Source organism: Serratia sp. BNK-17, from assembly GCF_048684935.1.
In the GTDB taxonomy this organism is placed as follows: Bacteria; Pseudomonadota; Gammaproteobacteria; order Enterobacterales; family Enterobacteriaceae; genus Serratia; species Serratia nematodiphila.
In genome coordinates this window covers 4,207,690-4,229,145 of the sequence record NZ_JBLQTR010000001.1, presented here as the reverse complement: position 1 = coordinate 4,229,145, position 21,456 = coordinate 4,207,690, and the positions used below count along the sequence as shown (strand labels likewise).

Sequence of the window (21,456 nt, the reverse complement as noted above, 5' to 3'; positions counted from 1 at the left end):
TACACAAAACAGGTGGCACTTGCCCTCACCGAATACAGTCACTACATTAACAACTGTACTTCCCACTCTGCTAAGGAAAACACCATGAAAGCTGCCGTAGTGACGAAAAACCATACCGTAGACATTCAGGATAAAGTGCTGCGCCCGCTGAAGCACGGCGAAGCGGCGTTGAAAATGGAGTGTTGCGGGGTGTGCCACACCGATTTGCACGTGAAAAATGGCGATTTCGGTGAGGTGCCGGGCATTACGTTGGGGCATGAGGGCATCGGCGTGGTCTCCGCCGTCGGTGAGGGCGTCACCTCGTTAAAAGTGGGTGACCGCGCCAGCGTCGCCTGGTTTTACCAGGGGTGCGGCCATTGCGAATACTGCGTCAGCGGCAACGAGACCCTGTGCCGCTCGGTGAAAAACGCCGGCTATAGCGTTGACGGCGGCATGGCGGAAGAGTGCATCGTGGTGGCGGACTACGCGGTGAAAGTGCCGGATGGGCTCGATTCTTTCGCCGCCAGCAGCATCACCTGCGCCGGCGTCACCACCTACAAGGCGGTGAAGATTTCCGATATCAAACCGGGACAGTGGATCGCCATCTACGGCTTGGGCGGGCTGGGCAACCTGGCGCTGCAGTATGCCAAGAACGTGTTTAACGCCAAAGTGATCGCCATCGACGTCAACGACGGTCAGTTGGAGTTCGCCAAACAGATCGGCGCCGATCTGACCATCAACTCCAAAACGCAAAACGCGGAGGAGATCATTCAGCAGCAAACCGGCGGCGCTCACGCGGCGGTGGTGACGGCGGTGGCGAAAGCCGCCTTCAACTCGGCGGTGAATGCGGTGCGCGCCGGCGGTAAAGTGGTGGCCGTGGGGCTGCCGCCGGAGAGCATGGATCTGAGCATTCCGCGCCTGGTGCTGGACGGCATTCAGGTGGTGGGTTCGCTGGTGGGCACGCGCGAAGATCTGAAGGAGGCGTTCCAGTTCGCCGCCGAAGGCAAGGTGACGCCGAAAGTGACCAAGCGGCCGCTGGGGGATATCAACGCCATCTTCGACGAGATGAAGGCGGGCACCATTCGCGGTCGCATGGTGATCGATCTCGGCATGGCGAAGTAGGCCACGCGAAAAAAGAAGGCCACCTGCGGGTGGCCTTCTTGTCATTACGCCGGATTCAGAACAGGCCCAGCGGCTTGGCGTCGTAGCTGACCAGCAGGTTTTTCACCTGTTGATAGTGCGACAGCGCCGCCTTGTGGGTTTCGCGTCCGATGCCGGAGTTCTTGTAGCCGCCGAACGCGGCGTGCGCCGGGTACAGGTGGTAGCAGTTGGTCCACACGCGGCCGGCCTTGATCGCGCGGCCCATGCGGTAAGCGCGGTTGATGTCGCGGGTCCACAGCCCGGCGCCCAGCCCGAACTCGGTGTCGTTGGCCAGCGCCAGGGCTTCGGCCTCATCCTTGAAGGTGGTGACGCCAATCACCGGCCCGAAGATCTCCTCGCGGAAGAAACGCATGCTGTTGTTGCCGGTAATCAGCGTCGGCTGCAGGTAGAAACCGTTTTGCACTTCGTCGCCGCGCTGAGCGGGCTCGCCGCCCGCAACGATTTTGCCTCCCTCGTTTTTAGCGATCTCGATATAGGACAGGATCTTGTCGTACTGCTGTTTTGACGCCTGGGCGCCGATCATGGTCTCGGTGTCGAAGGGATCGCCCTGGCGGATGGTGGCGATACGCGCCAGCACTTTCTCCATGAACTGCGGGTAGATGGACTCCTGGATCAGTGCGCGTGAAGGGCAGGTGCAAACCTCCCCCTGGTTGAAGAAGCCCAGCACCAGCCCCTCAACCGCCTTGTCGATAAACTCCGGTTCCGCCTGCATGATGTCTTCAAAATAAATGTTCGGCGATTTTCCGCCCAGCTCGACGGTGCTGGGGATGATGTTCTCCGCCGCACAGGCGAGGATGTGGCGGCCAACCGGCGTGGAGCCGGTGAAGGCGATTTTTTCGATGCGTTTGCTGCGCGCCAGCGCTTCGCCGGCCTCGGCGCCGAAACCTTGCACCACGTTGAGCACGCCCGGCGGCAGCAGATCGCCGATCTCTTCCATCAGCACGCTGATGCCGAGCGGCGTTTGTTCCGCCGGTTTCAGCACCACACAGTTACCGCCCGCCAGCGCCGGCGCCAGTTTCCAGGCGGCCATCAGCAGCGGGAAGTTCCACGGAATGATCTGGCCGACCACGCCCAGCGGTTCATAGATATGGTAGGCCACGGTGTTCTGGTCGATCTCCGCCGCGGTGCCTTCCTGCGCGCGCAGGCAACCGGCAAAGTAACGGAAATGGTCGACCGCCAACGGCAGATCGGCATTCAGGGTTTCGCGGATCGGTTTGCCGTTGTCCCAGGTTTCGGTCAGCGCCAGCATCTCCAGCCGCGATTCGATGCGATCGGCGATCGCCAGCAACACGTTGGAACGCTCCTGCACGCTGGTTTTACCCCAGGCGTTCGCCGCCGCATGCGCCGCGTCAAGCGCCAGCTCGATGTCTTTGGCGTCGGAACGCGGGAATTCGGCGATCGGCTGGCCGGTCACCGGCGAGGTGTTGGTGAAGTAGTTGCCGGATACCGGTTCGACGAATTTGCCGCCAATGTAGTTGCCATAGCGTTTGCGGAACGAAACCAGCGAGCCAGGCAAACCGGGGTGGACATATTTCATGTTAAGCACCTCTCTGCAGATGAAAAGCGGCGCTATTGGGCTGCGCCTGTGAATGCGGCATGTCGCCGCAGCACAGAGAAGCACGGCGCGTGCCAGATTAGCGACAGAGGTAGCATCCGTAAAAAAAAAGAACGAGTTATTAAAACCTTAAGCATTGAGAGGGCTGAGAACTTCGGGCGGCGCCGCCGTCGCCGATGATTTTTTGTGTCCCGTGTCGCAACGCCTGGTACACATTTATGATACACATTTGCAACACTCGCGAACGGGGGAGAAACGCATGTTGTCTGACGACCGCTTGCCCGCAGAGGGCGCCAGCTTGCTGACCCAGCCGTTGGCGGAATCCTGGCAACGCAGCCAGGGTTATGGCTTGACGCGCACCGATCAACATATCCCGTTTATCAAAGCCGGATTGCTCGAAGAGCTGCGCAGCCGCAACGATTGGGTGCCGCAGCGGGTACAGCCGCTGATCGAGCAGCTGGGCGCGCAAATTACGCGCCAGCCCGCCATTGTGGTGATCGCCGACGCCGACGGGTTGGTGCTGGAAACCCGCGGCAATACTGACTTTCTGCATAAGGCGTCGCGCTTTGCGCTGGCGCCGGGCAACCAGTGGGGAGAAGCGGAGCGGGGCACCAACGCCATCGGCACCGCGCTGGCGCTGGGCGCGTTCTGCGAAGTGCGCGGCGACCAGCATTTTCTCAACCAAAATGCCGGATTGAACTGCACCGCCGCACCGATCTATCGGCCGGATGGCCGCATTGCCGGCATACTGGATCTCTCCGCACCCGCGCAGCGCCCGTACCGCGATGCACAGCGCCTGATCATGCAGGCGGTGCGGCATATCGAACACCGCTGGGTCAGAAGCGCGATCGCCGACCGCCACTGGACGCTGCGTCTGCACGCCGATGCCCGCTGCCTGGGCAGTGCGCAAGAGCTGCTACTGGTGTTTCACGACGAAGTGCTGATCGCTGCCAATCGACTGGCGATGATGGAGTTCCAGCTCTCGTCGGCCTCATTCGGCTCCGTTGAGTTCACCCAGCTGTTTCCCGACCTGTTGCGACAGCCTTCCGGGGCACCGCGCCAGACGCTGGCAGGCAATCAACAGCACTATTATTCGTTGCTTGAGGCGCCGCAGCGCCGCGTCAGCGCTCTGCGTTCTGCGCCGCCGGCGGAACGGCACGACGAGCAGCATCAGAAAGCGCTGCGCATTCTCAACGCCGGCCTTTCGCTGTGCGTGACCGGCGAAACCGGCTGTGGTAAAGAGCATTTCAGCCGCCGCCTGTTTCAAGAGAGCCGCTGGCGCAACGGCAACTTCGTGGCGATCAACTGCGCGGCGCTGCCTGAGCCGCTGATCGAATCCGAACTGTTTGGCTATGCGCCGGGGGCGTTTACCGGCGCCAATCCGAAAGGCTACATCGGCAAGATCCGCGAGGCGGACGGCGGCGTGCTGTTTCTCGATGAAATCGGCGACATGCCAGCGGGCCTGCAAACGCGCCTGCTGCGGGTATTACAGGAAAAAACGGTCACCCCGCTCGGCAGCCGCAGCGCTTATCCGGTCGAATTCGCGCTGGTCTGCGCCACGCACCACGATCTGCATCGGCAGGTAGAGGCGGGGGCGTTTCGCGAGGATTTGCTGTACCGCATACAGGAATACAGTCTGCGCATTCCGCCGCTCAGAGAGCGGGCGCAGCTGGAGGCCTTCATTTTGCAGCTGTGGCGAGATCTGGGCGGCGAGCGGCGCGACATTCGTCTGTTGCCGGAGGCGCTGGCGATGCTGGCGCGCTATCCGTGGCCCGGCAACGTGCGGCAACTGTTGAGTACGCTCAAGGTGCTGCTGGCGCTGGCGGACGATCATGCGGTGCTTACCCTGGACGATCTTCCTCAGTCCATCGCGGTGCTGGCGCCGCGGCAAGAGAACGCCGATACCGATCTGGGGGCGCTGCAGGCGGCGATCGACAGGGCGGGCGGCAATCTCAGCCGGGCGGCGAAGGCGCTCGGCGTTTCACGCAGCACGCTGTACCGCAAGCTGGGGAGGCAGAAAACGGCGGCGGAATAAGGCGGCGCGATTGAGCGGCGATAAGGCCCCGCTGCGCGGGGCCTGTTGCTCTCTCAATCCCCCAGCCCCGGCGGGTTAATCTCGGAATGGGCAATCTTCTCGTCGCTCTCCGCCCAGCGATCCAGCACCTGCAGATAGCTGCCGTTGGCGATGGCGCTGTTGAGCGAAGCCTGCACCGCGTCCACCAGGCCGTTGCCTTTCTTCAGCGTGACGGCGATGTTGGCGGTCTTCGGCCAGCCGCCGGGCACGATGCCCACCAGCCGGGTTTTGCCGGTCAGCCGCGCCTGATAAGCGCCGGAAACGTTGGGCCCGAAGGTGGCGTCGGCGCGGCCGGACTGAATAGCCAGCGTGGAGGCGGCCTTGTCGGTGACATACACCGGCTGCAGCGGCGCCAGCCCTTTGGCGCGGTTCTCTTTGTCCCAGGCCAGCAGCACCGCTTCCTGATTGGTGCCGGAGTCGACGATGATCTTTTTACCGGCGATATCCGGCGCGGTTTTGATCTGGGTGATTTTACTGTCGGATTTGACGTAGAAACCCAGCGTATCCTGCCGATAGGTGGCGAAATCGAATTTGGTCTTGCGTTCGTTGGTCACGGTGATGTTGTAAACCGCGGCGTCATATTTGCCGGAGGCCACCCCCAGCGGCCAGTCTTCCCACGAGGTGGGCACCAGCTTGAGTTTTAACCCCAAACCGTCGGCCACCAGGCGCGCAATGTCCGCCTCGCTGCCAATCACCGTTTTATTGTCGCGGGCGTACAGGCCGAACGGCGGGCCGCTGCCCAGCAGAGAAATGGCGACCGTCAGCGTGCCGGGTTCCACGAACCGGAAGCCGGCGGGGATTTTGGCCACGGCTTCGGCGCTCTTCACCGTGTGGATCGGCGTTTCGTTGGCGACGAGATCCACGCCTGGTGCGGCGGCGGCGGAAAAACTCAGCAGCGCCGCAATCACTATCATCTTTTTGCTATATATCATTATGTTAATTACCTTCATTATTATGGGTGTCACACGGTCGTTGCACTATCTCTAAAGGCGGCAGATCTGTGAACGAACAAAATCAACTAACCAATCTTGGAAAAATCATGAGGCGCCTCTGGCGGCGCTGAATCGATCGAGGATGCACCATGTCGTCGCGTTTCGCGCATACCGCGCGGCGTGTGGATATTGGGTGGCGTGAGCCTGCTGATGGACGTTTCCTCGGAGATGATCCATAGCCTGTTGCCGCTGTTTATGGCGACGACGCTCGGTGCCAGCGTGATCGTCATCGGGTTGATCGAAGGGCTGGCGGAGGCGACGGCGTTGATCGTCAAGGTGTTCTCCGGCGTGCTCAGCGATTACCTCGGCAAACGCAAGGGGCTGGCGCTGCTGGGCTACGGGCTGGGCGCCATCAGCAAACCGTTTTTCGCCATCGCGTCGTCGTCCGGCATGGTGATGAGCGCGCGCCTGCTGGATCGCGTGGGCAAAGGCATCCGTGGGGCGCCGCGCGATGCCCTGGTGGCCGACGTGACGCCGCCGGAGATCCGCGGCGCGGCTTTCGGGCTGCGCCAGTCGCTGGATACCGTTGGCGCCTTTTTAGGGCCGCTGCTGGCCGTCGGCCTGATGCTGCTGTGGCACAACGATTTTCGCGCCATCTTCTGGGTGGCGGCGATCCCGGCGGCGCTGGCGATTGCGCTGCTGTTTTTCGGCCTGAAAGAGCCGGCCGCCGCGATAACCCACAAACGCACCAACCCGATCACCCGCGCCAACCTGCGGCTATTGGGGCGCAGCTATTGGTGGGTGGTGAGCATCGGCGCGATCTTCACGTTGGCGCGCTTCAGTGAAGCGTTCCTGGTGTTGAAGGCGCAGCAGGGCGGCACGCCGCTGGCGTTGATCCCGCTGGTGATGGTCGCCATGAATCTGGTCTACGCCTGTTCGGCCTATCCGTTCGGTAAATTGTCCGACCGCATGAGCCATGAAGGATTGCTGAAAGCCGGGCTGCTGGTGCTGATCGCCGCCGACCTGGTATTGGCGCTGAGCGATCATTGGGCGGGCGTGCTGTTTGGCGTGGCGCTGTGGGGCGTGCACATGGGCATGACGCAGGGACTGTTGGCGGCGATGGTGGCGCACACTGCGCCGGCGCACCTGCGCGGCACCGCGTTCGGCATGTTCAATCTGATCGGTGGCGCGGCATTGCTGCTGGCGAGTCTCGGCGCCGGAACCCTGTGGGAACTGTTCGGTTCCGCCTCCACCTTTTACGCCGGGGCGATCATCTGCGTGGTGACGCTGGTCGGCATGAAGCTGGCACCGTTCGGCGAACGGCAGGGCGCTTAGCGGCCCTCGACAAACTGCGGCATCGCCTGCAGCAACTCGGGCACCTGCTGGGACTCCACCGCCCGGCTGAACAGAAAACCCTGGCCGATATGGAAACCGGCTTCGCACAGCGTTTGGCGCTGCTGCTCGGTTTCCACGCCTTCGGCGATGATATCGATCGACAGTTTTTGACCGAGAATGCCGATGCTTTCCACGATCGCCAGGATCGCCGGTTCGGTGTTCATGCGTTGAATAAAGTCGCAGTCCAGCTTAATGCAGTCCAGCGGGTAATCCATGATATGGCTGAATGAGGAGTGGCCGGTGCCAAAGTCGTCCAGCGCGATGCGAATACCCATCTCTTTAAGCATTTGCAGCGCGCGCAGTACGTATTTCGAACCGTGCTTGTTGAACGCGTGTTCGGTCACTTCCAGTTCGATCAGGTGATGGGGAATGCGGAACTTCAGCAGACGTTGCAGGAAGGTTTCGGCGTAGTTGTCGCGTAAAAACTCGATCGGCGACACATTCAGCGAAATAGGCCGCACCGCCACGCCGGCCGCGCGCCAGCGGGCGATATCGGCGAAGACTTTCAGCTGCATGGCTTCGCTGATCTTGGTTGCCAATTCGTAGTCGTTGAAGGCCTCACTTACCGTCGCCGGCAGCTGTACGCCGTTTTGCGGGCAGTGCCAGCGCAGCAGCGCTTCAAAGCCGACGATGCTGCCGTCGATCAGGCAGACTTTCGGTTGGTAGCTGGGGCGGATGCAGTTGTCGCGCACGATCTGGCGCGCGTAGTTGAGCTGGCTGGCGCGGGCGCGGGCTTTGTCCATCATCTTGCGATCGAACATGTAGACGCCGCCGCGGCCGCCGTCTTTCAGTTCATACAGCGCGGTATCGGCGCATTTCATCAGCTCCGAAGCGTCACGAGCGTCTTTGGGATAGATGGCGCCGCCGATGCTCATGCCGCAATGCAGCGTCTTGCCGCCGTGGGTGATCGGCGTCTCCAACTGCAGCAGAAACTTGTTGGCGATGCGGAAAATATCCTGCTCGTTTTCGACATCGCTGATCACCACGGCGAACTCGTCGCCGCCGAGGCGGGAGACGAACGAATGCGCACTCATGCAGGCGCTGAGCCTTTTACCCAAGACCCGCAGCAGATGGTCGCCCGCCGCGTGGCCCAGCGTGTCGTTCACCAGCTTGAAGTGGTCAAGATCCAGCAGCATCAGCCCAAGCGACTTTTTGCCGTGCAGGGCGCGTTTCATCTCTTGCTTCAGCTTTTTCTTGAATAAGCGCCGGTTGGGCAGGCCGGTCAATTCGTCATATTCGCTGGCGAGCAACAGACGTTGTTCCATCACGCGTTGCGACGTCACGTCGCGCGAGACGCACAAGATCTCGGCCACGGCGCCGTGTTCATCGCTGACCGGTGTGAGAATGTTGTCCCAGTGCTGTTTTTTACCCTGAGGCGTCACGCTCAATCCGGTGAAGCGCGCATTTTTTCCGGCTCTGACGTTGCGCAGCGCCTTGCCGCCGCGGCGACGGATCTCGGGGGACAGCAGCCCCAGCCAGGGCATGCCAAACTCTTTTTGCGCCGGATCAAGACCGAGCGCCAGGCTGCCGGAGCGATTCATGTGGCGCAGCGTGCCGTCGTGATTGATCACTTTGATGCAGTCGACGCTGGCGTCCAGCATGTCTTGCTGGATAGAGAGCGCCTGAACGTTTTGCTGGCGTTGCAGCATTTGCGGATGGATGTCGGTGGCGGTGAGGTACCAGCTGGGCTCCTGCGCCATGCCGTCCTGACGGGCGTTAAACGCCAGCATAAACCACCGGTAGGCGCCGCTGCGCTCGCGCAGACGGGCTTCGCCGGCGAACGAGGAGAGGGCAACGATCGCCTGGCGCCATTGCGCGGCCAGGCGATCGCGGTCGTCGGGATGCAGTGCATCGAGCCAGTCTGCGGCGGAGTGCTCACCGGCGATGGCGCCGGTATAGTCGCGCCACTGCTTATTGAAGTAACCGCCAAGGCGGTTGCCGAAGCAAATCAGACCTGGCAAGTCGTCTACGATTTCGCTATAGAGATCAATCGGATTTTTGTTATTACTCTGCTTGGGCAACAGGGTCATGCGGTATTTCCTCGGAAAATTACCCATATTCTTGCTCTATAGCAGAGCCTCTTTCAATATAGTCATTGCCAATGAAAATGGAAATAGCCAGCGGGCGTGGCTAAGAACCAGCCTGGTAGCATGAAATAGATTACGCAAGAACGCATTAGGAATACTCCTGTTATTTATAAGCCCCTCTTATATTGCATCGAAAAATAAGTGCTCTGACTACGATGTTTTACTGTCTGAAAAAGTAATCAATATTGATGTTTCAATGTGGCGAAATGTTTAGCTGCCATGCTGTTGTTGCGCTCGGCATTTTGCTTGCGCTATGCACCAATACTGAAGAAATCCTCGCTTATGGCGGTGATGCTCACCATTTTATGCACGTTTCAACAGACGCCAAAGCACGGTTCCCGGGCGATGACGAGAAAAGTGATGATATAAATCAAGAAATGTTTTGTTTCATCTGTTGACACTTTGCTGACGTGTGAGATAGCCTCGCGAATGATAATCATTAGCAAAACTGGATAGTGTCGCAAATGCATTCACGTAATGATCCCCAGGTAGCGGTTCGGATGACAGGCAACGTTCATCACACGAGACCACGTCTGCTGTGGTCTCTGGCAACGAGACAATGTATCGAACGGCAGTTGTCATCAGGCCTCTTGGGCGGCATCTTCACTTAGCCTCAACCAGCAGATCTCAGTATTAAGCCATGGCCGGATCAAGGCGGTCTATTATTTCCACGCATTTTTCGCGGATATATCGCGATCTCACGGAGTTGCATACGTTCTCAATCATGGGTAAGGAGGCCTCGGGCGGTTAAAATTAAATTTACTCTCTGGGTGTAAAGGAATTGGCAAAAAGAATGGGGCGTATCGGGTTACCGCTATTCTCAGGACTTTGATTAACCCCAAGAGACATTTCGGATGTCATATTAATACTAGCTTCTTTGTGGAGAAAGCTATGGGTAATACCATGAATGGAAACAAAACAGGTTGGGACAGTGTTAACGATCTTATTCACTACCATGAGCGCGGGAATGGTTTAACGATCAATAATAAACCGTCCTATGACATAAATGATGCGGGGTTGCAGATAGCGCGCAGCGATAAAACCTGGAATGGCGTTCACGTCACGGGCAAAGATGCGACGGTGACCTATTCCTTCCCGGATTGGGAATATAACGAACTGAACCTGGGCCACCGCTCCTCAGAACGCGATACGGGGCTAAGTGCGTTCACGCAACATCAACAAGAACAGGCGAAGTTATCTTTGCAATCCTGGGCCGATGTTGCCAACCTAAAGTTTGTCGAAGTGGCATCGGATCAACCTTCCAATATTACTTTTGGGAATTATGAGGGGAAAGGGCAAGCGTATGCCTTGAAACCATTCTCATATAATGGCAATGACTACAGAGGATACAATTCTGATGGGCAAAGTTGGTATAATATTAAGAACCATTCTGAAAACTTGCACCCTGAGCTGGGTAATTACGGCCGTTTAACCATTACCCACGAAGTTGGCCATACTCTCGGGTTAGATCATCCGGGAACGTATAATGCGGGGCAAGGAAGCCCAAATTATACCAAGGCAGTTTACGCCGAAGATACCCGGCAGTTTAGCGTAATGAGTTACTGGAATGAATCCATTACCGATGCGGATCATGGCCACTACTATGCCGCTGCACCGCTGGTTGATGATATCGCGGCCATCCAACATCTTTACGGTGCCAACATGACCACCCGAACCGGCGACACCGTTTACGGGTTTAATTCAAATACAGGCCGAGACTTCTATACACTCAAGGGCAGCCACGACAAGCTGGTGATGTCTGTCTGGGATGCAGGTGGTAATGATACCCTTGATTTCTCGGGGTATAGCCAAAATCAACGTATCAACTTGAACGAAGGCGCTTTCTCCGACGTCGGGGGATTAAAAGGGAATGTTTCCATCGCTGCCGGTGTCACCATCGAAAACGCGATAGGGGGCTCAGGTAATGACATCATCGTTGGGAATCACGCAGACAATACGCTCAAAGGCGGCGCCGGCAATGATGTTATTTACGGCGGGGCTGGTCAGGATCAATTATGGGGAGGAGACGGTAATGACATTTTTGTCTTCTCTGATCTTAATGACTCGCCTGTTCAGGCACCTGATACAATTTGGGACTTTGAGTCAGGCAAGGACAAGATCGATCTGTCCTTCTTCAACCAAGGCGATAAAGGCAGTGATTTCATTCAGTTCGTCGATCATTTCAGCGGGCAGGCCGGTGAGGCGCTATTGTCCTATGATATCCAGAACAATCTGAGTGAATTGGCCTTCAACATCCAGGGCGGTGCAAATCCAGACTTCCTGGTGCACATCGTTGGACAGGCTGACGTCGCTGTTGATTTTATCGTTTAAAATGGCAACGGTGGGCGATGATGCCCACCGTTTCACATGGGCCACCTATGTATAAATTTATTCTTGTCGGAATAATATTCTTGTTTTCAGGAGTCTCTATGGCAAGCAGCCTGGTTTTACCTTCCGCCGAAACGCTATCCGGGCAGTGGACGGTCAGTGATAAATCAAAATCTTGTGTTGTGCAGCTCAACACGGAGAGTGTGGATTCGGCTGGCGGCTATAGCCTGAAATTCTTGTCTGATTGCACGCCCGACGTATTGCCGCAAGAGCCTGCCGCATGGCGTCCCGCCCCCGATGGCATTGCGCTGTTGGACAAGGATGGGCTAACCGTACTTTTCTTCTCTCAGGAAGACGATCATTACCGTAGTCAAATCTGGGCTGAGACAGGAAAAATCTTGAAGAGAAATAACTAGCCAACAACGCCTTCTTATCCCTCGGCCTCGGCCGGCGCTTCTGAACGCGGTCATCAGGTTTCACGTCGCTCCGCTCACGATTTTCTGAGATATCGTTCCCTTGGTTATTCGTTGTCTTGCTGCGTTTATATTGCGTCGGGTGGACACCGGCGCAATATCAGCCGGCAACGAACAGCCGCTGCTGCCAGTGCAACAGTTGTGTCAGCGTGATTGGCGCAGCGGCAGCAATGGTCGCGCGATTTTCCAACGCAATCTCCCGCGCGCGTTGCAACGGCTCGGCGCTGAGGCGTTGCAAGTTTTGTTGCAGCGCCTGTTGCGTTTGCTCCAGCTCACCAACGCTAACGTGCGTCAGCTCATGATGCATCTGCTGCAAGAATTCGTCGGTTAACTGCCGCAGCTGTTCCGCGGTGAACGTCGGGGATTGCAGCGCGAACAGCAGGCCTTCGACATGGGTGCAGCGGTGGAAGGTGCATTGCACCACGTAGCCCACGTTGCGTTCCACGCGCAGCCGCTGAAAATAGCGCGGCGCGTAAAGCCGGGCCAGCACGCGCAGCGCCCAGCGGCCTTCGGCTTCATCGCTTTGCAGCGGGTAAAACTGCAGCAAAGCGTGTTCGGCGCCGCTTTCCGTCAGCGTGACAGGAGGATGTAAACGCGGCGGCGTTTGCGGCTCAGCCGTTATGGCGTAGGGGAAGTCATACAGCAAATGTGACAGCCGCCGTTTTAACTCGCCATCGCCGCCGACCAGGGTGGCATGCCAGTGTGGCGCCGTTGCCGTAGAGACGTTCAACGCCGCCGGCAATTGGGCTAACAGGCGGCGAATGGCGATATCGTTTTGTTGTTTTAACTGCGCGTGGCGCAGGTTTCTCGCCGCCTCGTTGATGACGGCCGGCGACGGCACCGCCAGGGCCCGGTTCACGACGTTCAGGCCGTGGCAGATCAGCCCGTGGCTGCCCGCCAGCTGCAGCAGCCACACACCCTGGTGGCGTTCGACGCTTAAATGTCCCTCCCGATGCGCTAACTCGGCCGCTCCGGGGCGCAATGCCGCCTGCAAACCACAGGCCTGTTCTTCGCTGAGTGCGCCATGCGACGATGGGCGCAGCAACAGCACCGGCTGCGCCTCGCCGGAACGTAGATGCTGCAGCGGCGCCTGGCCGGCCGGCAAGGGCGGTATCGGCAGCGCCGCCGAAACGGAGAAAAAGCGGAAAGGCTCCACTGTAGGCGTCAGCGCGGCGCCGACGAAGGGGCCAAGGGTCAGCGGCAGCCCTTGGATTTCGCGCGTTTCACCGCCCCCCTCGGGCAGCACGGCCAGGCGGCGGCGCGGCGCTGCCATCAGCATAGCGAGTTGCCGTGTCCAGTCGTCATGCTGTTCCGTCGGCGGCAGCCCCAATGCCCGGGCCCGCAGCTGAGCGAGCGGCGCCAAACGGTGAAAATCGCGGTTCGCCAGTTGCCCGAAATGCTCGAGCTGGCCCGGTGTCAGCGCGTTCAGCGCCTGCAGCCATGCCAGCAAGGCGCTTTCGATATGGGCGGCCTCAGACGCCGAGCCGTGATTGACGGTGAAAATAAAACTCAGCAGGGCGCTGTTTTCGCCGCAGCGGGCATAATCCAGACGAACGGCGTCGCCCCACGCGTGCGCGCGCAGCCGTGCCAGCAGCCCGCCAGGGGCATCGTCCAGCAATAAACGCTCAAGCCGTCGCAGCCAGCCGCGTGAACGGCAGTGCGGCAGAGCAAACACCAGCCGCAGCTGAGGCGCGCCGGGAAGAGACAGCGTGTAATCTTGTCCGGCGGCCAGCGGCGGCAATGTCTCGGGCGGCGTGGCGCTGCCCGACGGCAAGCCGCCACCGTAGCGCTGCGCCAGCGCATGCAGCTGCTCGAGCGATTGCGGGCCTTGCAGCCACAGCGTCATGTTCGGTGTGCGGTAATAGTGGTGGTGAAACTGCCGCAACGCCTGCTGCAATGCGGAAATATCGCTGCCGAAAGCGGCGCGGCTGCCGATATGAAAGCGATGCAGCGCGTCAAATCCGCTGAACATCTGCCGCTGCGCCGCTTCGCAGCGGGTTTCACCGTCGGCGCGCAACAGGCGGTATTCGGCGTCGATAACCTCGATCTCCTGGGCGATGGCCTCAGCCGCCAGCTGCGGGGCGGCGAGCATATCGCTCAGCCGAGCCACCCCCTCCGCCAGAGGGTCAGCGCCCACTTCAAAGAAAAACGCGGTTTGCGTGGCCTGGGTGGTGGCGTTTAGCCGGCCGCCGGCCGCCTGCGTCCAGCCCATCAGCCCATCTTGCGCGCTGAAGTTCGCGCTGCCGCGAAACAGCATATGCTCCAGCAGATGCGCCAGGCCCGGCCAGGCGGCAGGCGCCTGAAAGCTGCCCGCCTCGATGCGCACCAGCGCGGCGGCGGCCTCGGCGCCAGGGGTGCTTATCGCCCTGACGGCCAAACCGTTATCGAGCTGCCACGAAGCGGCGAGTGTCATCGTCAGCCCTTGAAGATCAGTCGGGAGTTGGTCTGATTGCGAAAACGCAGCTGATCGATACCGATCTGCGAGCGATTCGCCGCTTCACGCGCCGCCAGAATGGTGCCGTGGTGCGGCGATTTGCCGCACACCGGGTCGGCGTTGTCGGCGTTGCCGGTCAGCATGAACGCCTGGCAGCGGCAGCCGCCGTAGTCTTGCTCTTTCTCCGAACAGGACCGGCAGGGCTCCGGCATCCAGTCATAGCCGCGATAGCGGTTAAAGCCGAAGGAGTGGTACCAGATATGCTGCAGATCGTGCTCCAGCACCGACGGAAACGTAATCGGTAACTGACGGGCGCTGTGGCAGGGTAACGCCATGCCTTCCGGCGTCACGCTCATGAAGATGGCCCCCCAACCGCCCATGCAGCCTTTAGGCCGCTCCTCGTAGTAATCCGGCGTGACGAACAGCAGGTTGGCCAGCTTGCCGTCGGCGGCCATGCGCTCGCGATAGCGTTTCACCACCGCTTCTGCCTCGGCGATCTGTTCGCGGGTCGGCAGCAGCCCTTCGCGGTTCAGGTGCGCCCAGCCGTAGAACTGGCAGGTCGCCAGCTCGACATCGTCGGCATCCAGCTGGATCGCCAGTTCGATAATGCGATCGATCTGGCCGATGTTATGGCGATGCAACACGAAGTTGAGCACCATCGGGTAGCCGAGCGCCTTGACCGCCCTGGCCATTGCCAGCTTTTGCTGGAACGCCTTGGCCGAGCCCGCCAGCGCGGCGTTCAGCGTTTCGTCGCTGGCCTGAAAACTGATCTGGATATGGTCCAGACCGGCGTCGGCGAAGGTTTGCAGTTTCTTCTCGGTCAGGCCGATGCCGGAGGTGATCAGGTTGGTGTAGAAGCCGAGATCGCGCGCGGCGGCGATCAGTTCAGGCAGGTCTTTACGCACCAGCGGCTCGCCGCCGGAGAAACCGAGTTGTACGCTGCCCATCGCCCGCGCCTGGCGAAATACCGAGATCCATTGTTCGGTCGTCAGCTCTTTTTCCTGTGCGGCAAAATCGAGCGGGTTGGAGCAGTAGGGACACTGCAGCGGGCAGCGATAGGTGAGCTCCGCCAGCAGCCAGAGCGGCGGATTGACCGTCGGCGCGCGTGGCTCAGTCACGGAAGGTCACCCATTTTTGTTCGTAGGCGCGCTGGAAAAACTCCAGCACGTCATCCGCCAACCCCTCGGCGCCGGGGAAGCGGGCGTTCAGCTGCGCGATGATGCCGTTCAGCGTGGTGTGGCCGTCGACCAGCTGTAAAATGGCGGCGGCGCTGTCGTTCAGTTTGGCCATGCCCTCCGGATAGAGGATCACGTGGCTGTTTTGCACCTGCTCCCATTGCAGGCGGTAGCCGCGGCGGAAGACCGGGGTGTGTTCAGGATTCGGCGTCATTACACCAGCCTCTGGTTGTGCCATACCCGCGCGGCGGTCACGCTGTGGTAAGGCGGGCGGTTCAGGGTATAGGCCATGCTCATGGCGTCCAGCATGCTCCACAAAATATCCAGCTTGAACTGCAGGATTTCCAACATGCGCTGCTGCTTTTCGACGGTGTCGCAATAGTCCAGCGCCAGCGCCAGACCGTGTTCCACATCGCGGTTGGCCTGGCCGAGGCGGCTGCGGAAATAGTCGTAGCCGGCGGCGTCGATCCACGGGTAGTGCTGCGGCCAGCTGTCGAGGCGCGACTGGTGGATCTGCGGTGCGAACAGTTCGGTCAGCGAGCTGCAGGCCGCTTCTTGCCAGCAGGCGCGGCGCGCAAAATTGACGTAGGCATCCACCGCAAAGCGCACGCCCGGCAGCACCAGCTGTTCAGAAAGCAGGGCGTCGCGCTGCAACCCGACGGCCTCGCCCAGACGCAGCCAGGCTTCGATGCCGCCTTCGCTGCCGCCGTAGCCGTCGTGATCCAGGATGCGCTGCACCCATTTACGGCGGGTGTCCGGCTGCGGACAGTTGGCCATGATCGCCGCATCCTTGATCGGAATGCTGGTCTGGTAGTAGAAGCGGTTGGCCACCCAGCCCTGGATCTGCTCACGCGTCGCTTCGCCGTTGTGCATTGCGATGTGATACGGGTGGTGGATATGATAATAAGCGCCTTTGGCGCGCAGCGCCGCTTCAAATGCCTGCGGCGTCAGGGGGCGTGGTTGCGTCATGGCGATTCCCTACAGTTCGATGTTCATGCCGTCCCAGCTCACTTCGATGCCGGCGGCGGTCAGGCTCTGCCGCTCTGCCGAGTCTTCATTGAGGATCGGGTTGGTATTGTTAATGTGGATCAGGATCTTGCGTTTGGCGGGCAAGGCGCTGAGCAGGGCCGCCAGCCCGTGCTCTTCCGCTAGCGCCAGGTGCCCCATATCCTTGCCGGTGTTGCGCCCCACGCCGGCGTTGGCCAGCTCATTGTCGCGCCACAGCGTGCCGTCGATCAGCAGGCAGTCGGCGCGGCGCAGCCAGGGCATCAGCGCTTCGTCCGGTTCACCGAGGCCCGGCGCATACAGCAGGCCGACACCGCGCGCGATATCTTCGATGAACAGCGCCACATTGTGGCCCGGCAGCGGGCGATCGCGGTACGGCGAATAGGGCGGCGCGTTGCTGAGCAATGGAATGGCGGTAAAGCGTACGTTCGGGCAGACCGCCGTGTGAAAAGGTTCACCGGGCGTTACCGGGTGGTGAATCAACCCGCCGTTCCAGTGGGAGAGCATGGGAAACAGCGGGAAGCCGGTGCTGAGATCGTCATGCACTTCAGGTGTGCACCAGACGTGGTGCGGGCACCCCTCACGCAAATTGAGCAAGCCCGCGCTGTGATCGATCTGGCTGTCGGTCAGCACGATCGCGCCGATACCGGTGCCGCGCAGCACGTCGGGATTGTTCAATTCGGGCGAGGCCAGCAGCTGATGGCAAATGTCCGGTGAAACGTTGCACAGTACCCAGTTTTTACCGTCATCGCTGACGGCGATGGAAGACTGCGTGCGGCGCGTGGCGCTGATGCTGTGGCTGCGAACGCCCCGGCAGTTGTCGCAGTTGCAATTCCACTGGGGAAAGCCGCCGCCCGCTGCCGAGCCGAGAACTTTTATCTGCATGTCTGAACCAGAAAAAGAAGGAAAGAAATGCCCGCGCGAAAGGCGGGCAGACGGGCGATTAACGGTTGGAAATGTACAGCGTCACTTCCAGCCCCAGACGCAGGTCAACAAACTCAGGTTTAGTCCAGGTAGTCATAGCGGTGCTCCTTTACATGCATCGTGATAGTTCGAGCCCAATGAGAAATTTTCGCATTAGGCCGGCCCAATGTTGGCGAAATGTGACGAAGATCGCAACCTTTAAAGCGTAACCGGGTTATTCACCCCAGGTGGCGGCGAGCACGTTCAGCCAGTTGCGCCAGGTCAGCTTCTCCAGCAGCCGGTTATCGAACCCGGCCTGCGCCAGCGCTTGCGTCAGGCGCGGCAGGCCGGCGGCGTCCTCCAACGGTTGCGGTACGTTGACCCCGTCAAAATCAGAGCCAAATCCCACGTGATCTTCACCAAGTTTAGCGATCAAATACTCAACGTGTTTAACAATTTCTGTTAGGTCGGTCGTTGCACTGTCACGTTTACCGTCAGCGCGCAGGAAGGCGGTGCCGAAATTGACGCCGACTATCCCGCCGCTCTGGGCGATGGCCTCCAGCTGTGCGTCGGTCAGGTTGCGCGGCTGCGGGCAGAGGGCATGGACGTTGGAGTGGGTGGCGACCAGCGGTGCGCGGCTCAGCGCGGCGGTTTGCCAGAAGGTTTTCTCGTTCATGTGCGAGACGTCGATCATGATGCGGCGCTGGTTGCAGGCGCGGAGCAGCGCCTCGCCGGCCGGCGTCAGGCCGGGGCCGGTATCGGGGGAGCCGGGGAACGGCCCGCTGACGCCGGTGCCGAAGGCGTTCGGCAGATTCCAGAATGGCCCGATGCTGCGCACGCCCAGCCGGTAGAAGGCCTCCAACTGCGTCAGCTCCGCATCGATCATGCCGGCGCCTTCGATATGCAGCACCGCGGCCATTTGCCGGTTGAGGCGGCACTGTTCTATCTCGGCGGCGGTGCGGCAGATGTGCAGCCGCCCCTGGGAAGCCTGTTCCAGCTGATAAAGGATAGCGATCTGCCGTTCGGCGATCGCCAGCGGATCGAAGGCGGCCTGCGCCTCCTCCGGCGTTTGATTACGCATCTGGGCGATATAGCTGACCGGGGGAATAAATACCGCGAACAGCCCGCCGCAGAATCCGCCGCGCTGCATGCGGGAGAAATCGAGGTGGCCCGGCGTGACGCGGGAATAAAAGGCGGCGACCGGATCGTCGTCATGCTGTAGCCACAGGTTGAGCAGCAGATCGTTATGGCCGTCGAACACCGGCCAGAGAGGGGGAAGCGTCATGGGCATTTCACTGAGTCAGGCATCGTGAATGCTATGTTCTCCCATCGCGCGAGGGGGAACAACCCTCAGGCTATGGGGGTTTTGCCGTCGACTGGATCACTCGACATCAGCAGGGCAAAACTTAGTGACATTGTCACTATTCGCAAAGCGGTTCCTGCACGCGTTGGCGGCAGACCGTCAGCAGTAGCTGCCGCAGCCAGCGGTGATCCGTCTCGGCGTCCAGACGCGGATGCCACATCTGCGAGACGGTGATGGGCGGCGTTCTTACCGGCAGCTCGAAGACGCGCAGCGGGCCATCGGCAGGTTGAGCCTGGAGGAAAGAGGCGGGCAGCAACGCCAACAGGTTCGAGGCCTGCGCCACCGCCAGCGCGGCCGGAAAGCTCGGCACCACGGCGGCGATATGGCGTGCCAGCCCCAGCTCCGCCAGCGCGGCGTCTACCGGCCCGAGGATGCGCCCGCTGCGCGAGGCCACCACGTGGCCGCAGGCGGCGTAGTCGACGGCGCCGATCTCGCGCTGCTGCGCCAGCGGATGTGCGGTTCTCATCACGCCGACGAAGCGATCGCGGAACAGCGCCTGCAGGCGGATTTCCGGGCCCATGTCACCCAGCACGCCGATCTCCAGATCGACCAGCCCTTCACGCAGGGGGCGGTCGCTTTTCTCCGGCTTGGGCGCAAAGCGCAACCGTGCCCGCGGCGCCTGTTCGGCAGCGGCGGCGATCAGCGCCGGGCCGAAGGCCTCGACGAAGCCGTCGTTGGCGCGCAGCGTGAAGGTACGATCCAGCGCGGCGGGATCCAATGCTCCCTGCGCCGGGCGCAACACAGCGCGCGCTTCGAACGTCGCGTGCCGTGCCCGCTCGCACAGCGTTTCGGCATAGGGCGTCAGCACCATATGACGGCCGGCGCGCACCAACAGCGGATCGCCGGTGGCCGCGCGCAGTCGGCTGAGGGTACGGCTCATCGCCGAGGGGCTTAAACCGAGACGGCGCGCCGCGCCGGCAACGCTGCCCGCCGTCAGCAGCGCGTCGAGCGCGATCAGCAGGTTGAAATCCGGGTCGGTCATGCGTTTATCCTGTGGCGCTGGAAATAGGGAAGGCGTTTGCTGCAGTATATCAGCGTAAGCGCTGCGTCTCCTGCGATTGATGAGCAATAAAAAAGCCGATAACAAACGTTATCGGCTTTACAGGCAGGGGGACGACGTTACGCCGGCAGCTGCTGCGCGGTTTTCTCGACCAGCGCCAGCAACAGCTTGATGTCTTCCAGCGTCACGATCGGGTTCAGCAGCGTCATTTTCAGGCAGGTCACGCCATCGAACTCGGTCACGCCGACGTTGGCGCGGCCTGATTCCAGCAAGGCGTCGCCGATGCGCTGGTTGAACAGGGCGACCGCTGCGTCGCCTTTCGCCGCCAGCTGCGCCGGACGGTAACGGAACAGCACGCTGGCCAGCTGCGGCTGCATCACCAGTTCCAGCGATTCCTGGTCGGCGATGTAACGCGCCACCTGTTGCGCCAGCGTGACGCCGTGATCGATGATCTCGGCGTATTGCTTCTGCCCCAGCGCTTCCAGCCCCATCCACAGCTTCAACGCATCGAAGCGGCGGGTGGTCTGCAGCGATTTGGAGACCAGGTTCGGCACGCCTTGCGCCTCGTCGAACTCGGAGTTCAGGTAGGCCGCCTGATAGCGCATCAGCTCATAATGGCGCGCGTCTTTCAGCAGGAAGGCGCCGCAGCTGATGGTCTGGAAGAACTGCTTGTGGAAGTCCAGGGTGATGGAGTCCACCAACTCCAGGCCGTCCAGGTAGTCGCGGTACTGCTCGGAGAGCAGCAGCGCGCCGCCCCAGGCCGCATCCACGTGCACCCAAATTTTCTGCTCCGCCGCCAGCCGCGCGATATCGCGCAGCGGGTCGATCGCGCCGGCGTCGGTGGTGCCGGCGGTGGCGACGATCGCCATCACCTGCTCGCCGTTGGCCTTCGCCTGCGCCAGTTTGTCCGCCAGATCGTTCACGTCCATGCGGGCGAAGCGATCGGTTTTCACCAGGGTGACGGACTGGTAGCCGAGGCCCATCAGCGCCATGTTCTTCTGCACCGAGAAGTGGGCGTTTTCAGAACAGAACACTTTCAGCTTGCGCAGATCGCCCACCAGACCGTCCTGCTGCACGGAGTGGCCCTGACGCGCGAAGAACGCATCGCGCGCCAGCATCAGCCCCATCAGGTTGCTCTGGGTGCCGCCGCTGGTGAACACCCCGGCGTCGCCGGGCTGGTAACCGACCTGGGCGCGCAGCCACTCGATCAATTTCATTTCGATCAGCGTGGCCGACGGGCTCTGATCCCAGGAGTCCATGCTTTGGTTGGTGGCGTTGATCAGCACTTCGGCGGCCTGGCTAATCACCAGGCTCGGGCAGTGCAGGTGCGCCACGCACTGCGGGTGGTGCACCGACAGGCTGTCTTTCAAAAAGTACTCGATGGCGCGCTCGATCGCCGCCTGGTTGCCCAGGCCTTGCGGAGTGAAGTCGAGCTGGATGCGCTCGCGCAGTTCGGCAACGCTTTTGCCCTGATACATCTCGGGCTGTTGCAGCCACTGCACGACGGCTTCACTGCTCTGCGCGATCGCCTGGCGGTAAGCCTCGGCGCTGTGCGCCGAGGAAGCCAGAATCGGGTTTAACTTGGACATCGC

Annotated in this window: 17 protein-coding genes; 5 read left to right on the top strand and 12 right to left on the bottom strand. The window is 60.7% G+C overall.

Features of this window, described 5'->3' with window-relative positions:
- The first annotated feature begins 84 nt into the window (after positions 1–84).
- On the top strand, positions 85–1,101 hold the full coding sequence (adhP, locus tag ACMGF7_RS20075) for an alcohol dehydrogenase AdhP (protein WP_004928541.1): 1,017 nt from the start codon (positions 85–87) through the stop codon (positions 1,099–1,101).
- Between the two features lie 55 nt (positions 1,102–1,156).
- On the opposite strand, the gene ACMGF7_RS20070 is transcribed toward adhP, so the two are convergent.
- Complete coding sequence (locus ACMGF7_RS20070; protein ID WP_420286601.1) at positions 1,157–2,677, bottom strand: aldehyde dehydrogenase family protein; 1,521 nt, start codon at positions 2,675–2,677, stop codon at positions 1,157–1,159.
- A 277-nt stretch (positions 2,678–2,954) separates the two neighbouring features.
- Here ACMGF7_RS20070 and ACMGF7_RS20065 point away from each other — a divergent pair, with 277 nt between their 5' ends.
- Positions 2,955–4,730, top strand: coding sequence for a sigma-54-dependent Fis family transcriptional regulator (locus ACMGF7_RS20065; protein ID WP_076740219.1), 1,776 nt, complete (start codon positions 2,955–2,957; stop codon positions 4,728–4,730).
- A 53-nt stretch (positions 4,731–4,783) separates the two neighbouring features.
- Here the strand turns inward: ACMGF7_RS20065 and ACMGF7_RS20060 are convergent, their stop codons facing one another.
- Positions 4,784–5,701, bottom strand: coding sequence for an ABC transporter substrate-binding protein (locus ACMGF7_RS20060; protein ID WP_021504584.1), 918 nt, complete (start codon positions 5,699–5,701; stop codon positions 4,784–4,786).
- 135 nt (positions 5,702–5,836) lie between these two features.
- On the opposite strand from ACMGF7_RS20060, the gene ACMGF7_RS20055 reads away from it, so the two are divergent.
- The gene (locus ACMGF7_RS20055) at positions 5,837–7,036 is read left to right on the top strand and encodes an MFS transporter (protein ID WP_164094993.1); all 1,200 of its coding nucleotides are present in this window, start codon (positions 5,837–5,839) and stop codon (positions 7,034–7,036) included.
- On the opposite strand, the gene ACMGF7_RS20050 is transcribed toward ACMGF7_RS20055, so the two are convergent.
- The gene (locus ACMGF7_RS20050) at positions 7,033–9,126 is read right to left on the bottom strand and encodes a putative bifunctional diguanylate cyclase/phosphodiesterase (protein WP_306377452.1); all 2,094 of its coding nucleotides are present in this window, start codon (positions 9,124–9,126) and stop codon (positions 7,033–7,035) included. The two genes, ACMGF7_RS20055 and ACMGF7_RS20050, sit on opposite strands and share 4 nt — an antisense overlap.
- 948 nt (positions 9,127–10,074) lie before the next feature.
- Here ACMGF7_RS20050 and ACMGF7_RS20045 point away from each other — a divergent pair.
- Positions 10,075–11,514 (top strand): serralysin family metalloprotease, encoded by a 1,440-nt coding sequence (locus ACMGF7_RS20045; protein ID WP_044031244.1) that lies wholly within the window; start codon positions 10,075–10,077, stop codon positions 11,512–11,514.
- 98 nt (positions 11,515–11,612) lie between these two features.
- On the top strand, positions 11,613–11,927 hold the full coding sequence (locus tag ACMGF7_RS20040) for an AprI/Inh family metalloprotease inhibitor (RefSeq protein WP_004928502.1): 315 nt from the start codon (positions 11,613–11,615) through the stop codon (positions 11,925–11,927).
- A 157-nt stretch (positions 11,928–12,084) separates the two neighbouring features.
- Here ACMGF7_RS20040 and pqqF read toward each other — a convergent pair whose 3' ends face one another.
- The 9 genes from pqqF to ACMGF7_RS19995 form a co-directional block, all read right to left on the bottom strand.
- The gene (pqqF, locus tag ACMGF7_RS20035) at positions 12,085–14,397 is read right to left on the bottom strand and encodes a pyrroloquinoline quinone biosynthesis protein PqqF (protein ID WP_420286600.1); all 2,313 of its coding nucleotides are present in this window, start codon (positions 14,395–14,397) and stop codon (positions 12,085–12,087) included.
- A 2-nt stretch (positions 14,398–14,399) separates the two neighbouring features.
- Positions 14,400–15,536, bottom strand: coding sequence for a pyrroloquinoline quinone biosynthesis protein PqqE (gene pqqE / locus ACMGF7_RS20030; RefSeq protein WP_197842818.1), 1,137 nt, complete (start codon positions 15,534–15,536; stop codon positions 14,400–14,402).
- Positions 15,529–15,807: a pyrroloquinoline quinone biosynthesis peptide chaperone PqqD gene (pqqD, locus tag ACMGF7_RS20025; protein WP_019455334.1), complete on the bottom strand. Its 279-nt coding sequence runs from the start codon at positions 15,805–15,807 to the stop codon at positions 15,529–15,531. Before pqqD ends, pqqE begins: the two co-directional genes overlap by 8 nt.
- Positions 15,807–16,562, bottom strand: coding sequence for a pyrroloquinoline-quinone synthase PqqC (gene pqqC / locus ACMGF7_RS20020; protein WP_015376769.1), 756 nt, complete (start codon positions 16,560–16,562; stop codon positions 15,807–15,809). The genes pqqD and pqqC overlap by 1 nt, the downstream gene beginning before the upstream one ends.
- 9 nt (positions 16,563–16,571) lie before the next feature.
- The gene (gene pqqB / locus ACMGF7_RS20015; protein ID WP_197763562.1) at positions 16,572–17,483 is read right to left on the bottom strand and encodes a pyrroloquinoline quinone biosynthesis protein PqqB; all 912 of its coding nucleotides are present in this window, start codon (positions 17,481–17,483) and stop codon (positions 16,572–16,574) included.
- A gap of 58 nt (positions 17,484–17,541) precedes the next feature.
- Complete coding sequence (gene pqqA, locus ACMGF7_RS20010; protein WP_004937827.1) at positions 17,542–17,619, bottom strand: pyrroloquinoline quinone precursor peptide PqqA; 78 nt, start codon at positions 17,617–17,619, stop codon at positions 17,542–17,544.
- A gap of 117 nt (positions 17,620–17,736) precedes the next feature.
- Positions 17,737–18,786, bottom strand: a complete 1,050-nt coding sequence (locus ACMGF7_RS20005) for a dipeptidase (RefSeq protein WP_049241016.1) — start codon at positions 18,784–18,786, stop codon at positions 17,737–17,739.
- Positions 18,787–18,922: 136 nt separating this feature from the next.
- Positions 18,923–19,846 (bottom strand): LysR family transcriptional regulator, encoded by a 924-nt coding sequence (locus ACMGF7_RS20000; protein WP_197799557.1) that lies wholly within the window; start codon positions 19,844–19,846, stop codon positions 18,923–18,925.
- 137 nt (positions 19,847–19,983) lie between these two features.
- Entirely contained in the window at positions 19,984–21,453 is a 1,470-nt protein-coding gene (locus ACMGF7_RS19995; RefSeq protein WP_031299643.1) for a pyridoxal phosphate-dependent decarboxylase family protein, read from the bottom strand.
- Positions 21,454–21,456: the final 3 nt, after the last annotated feature.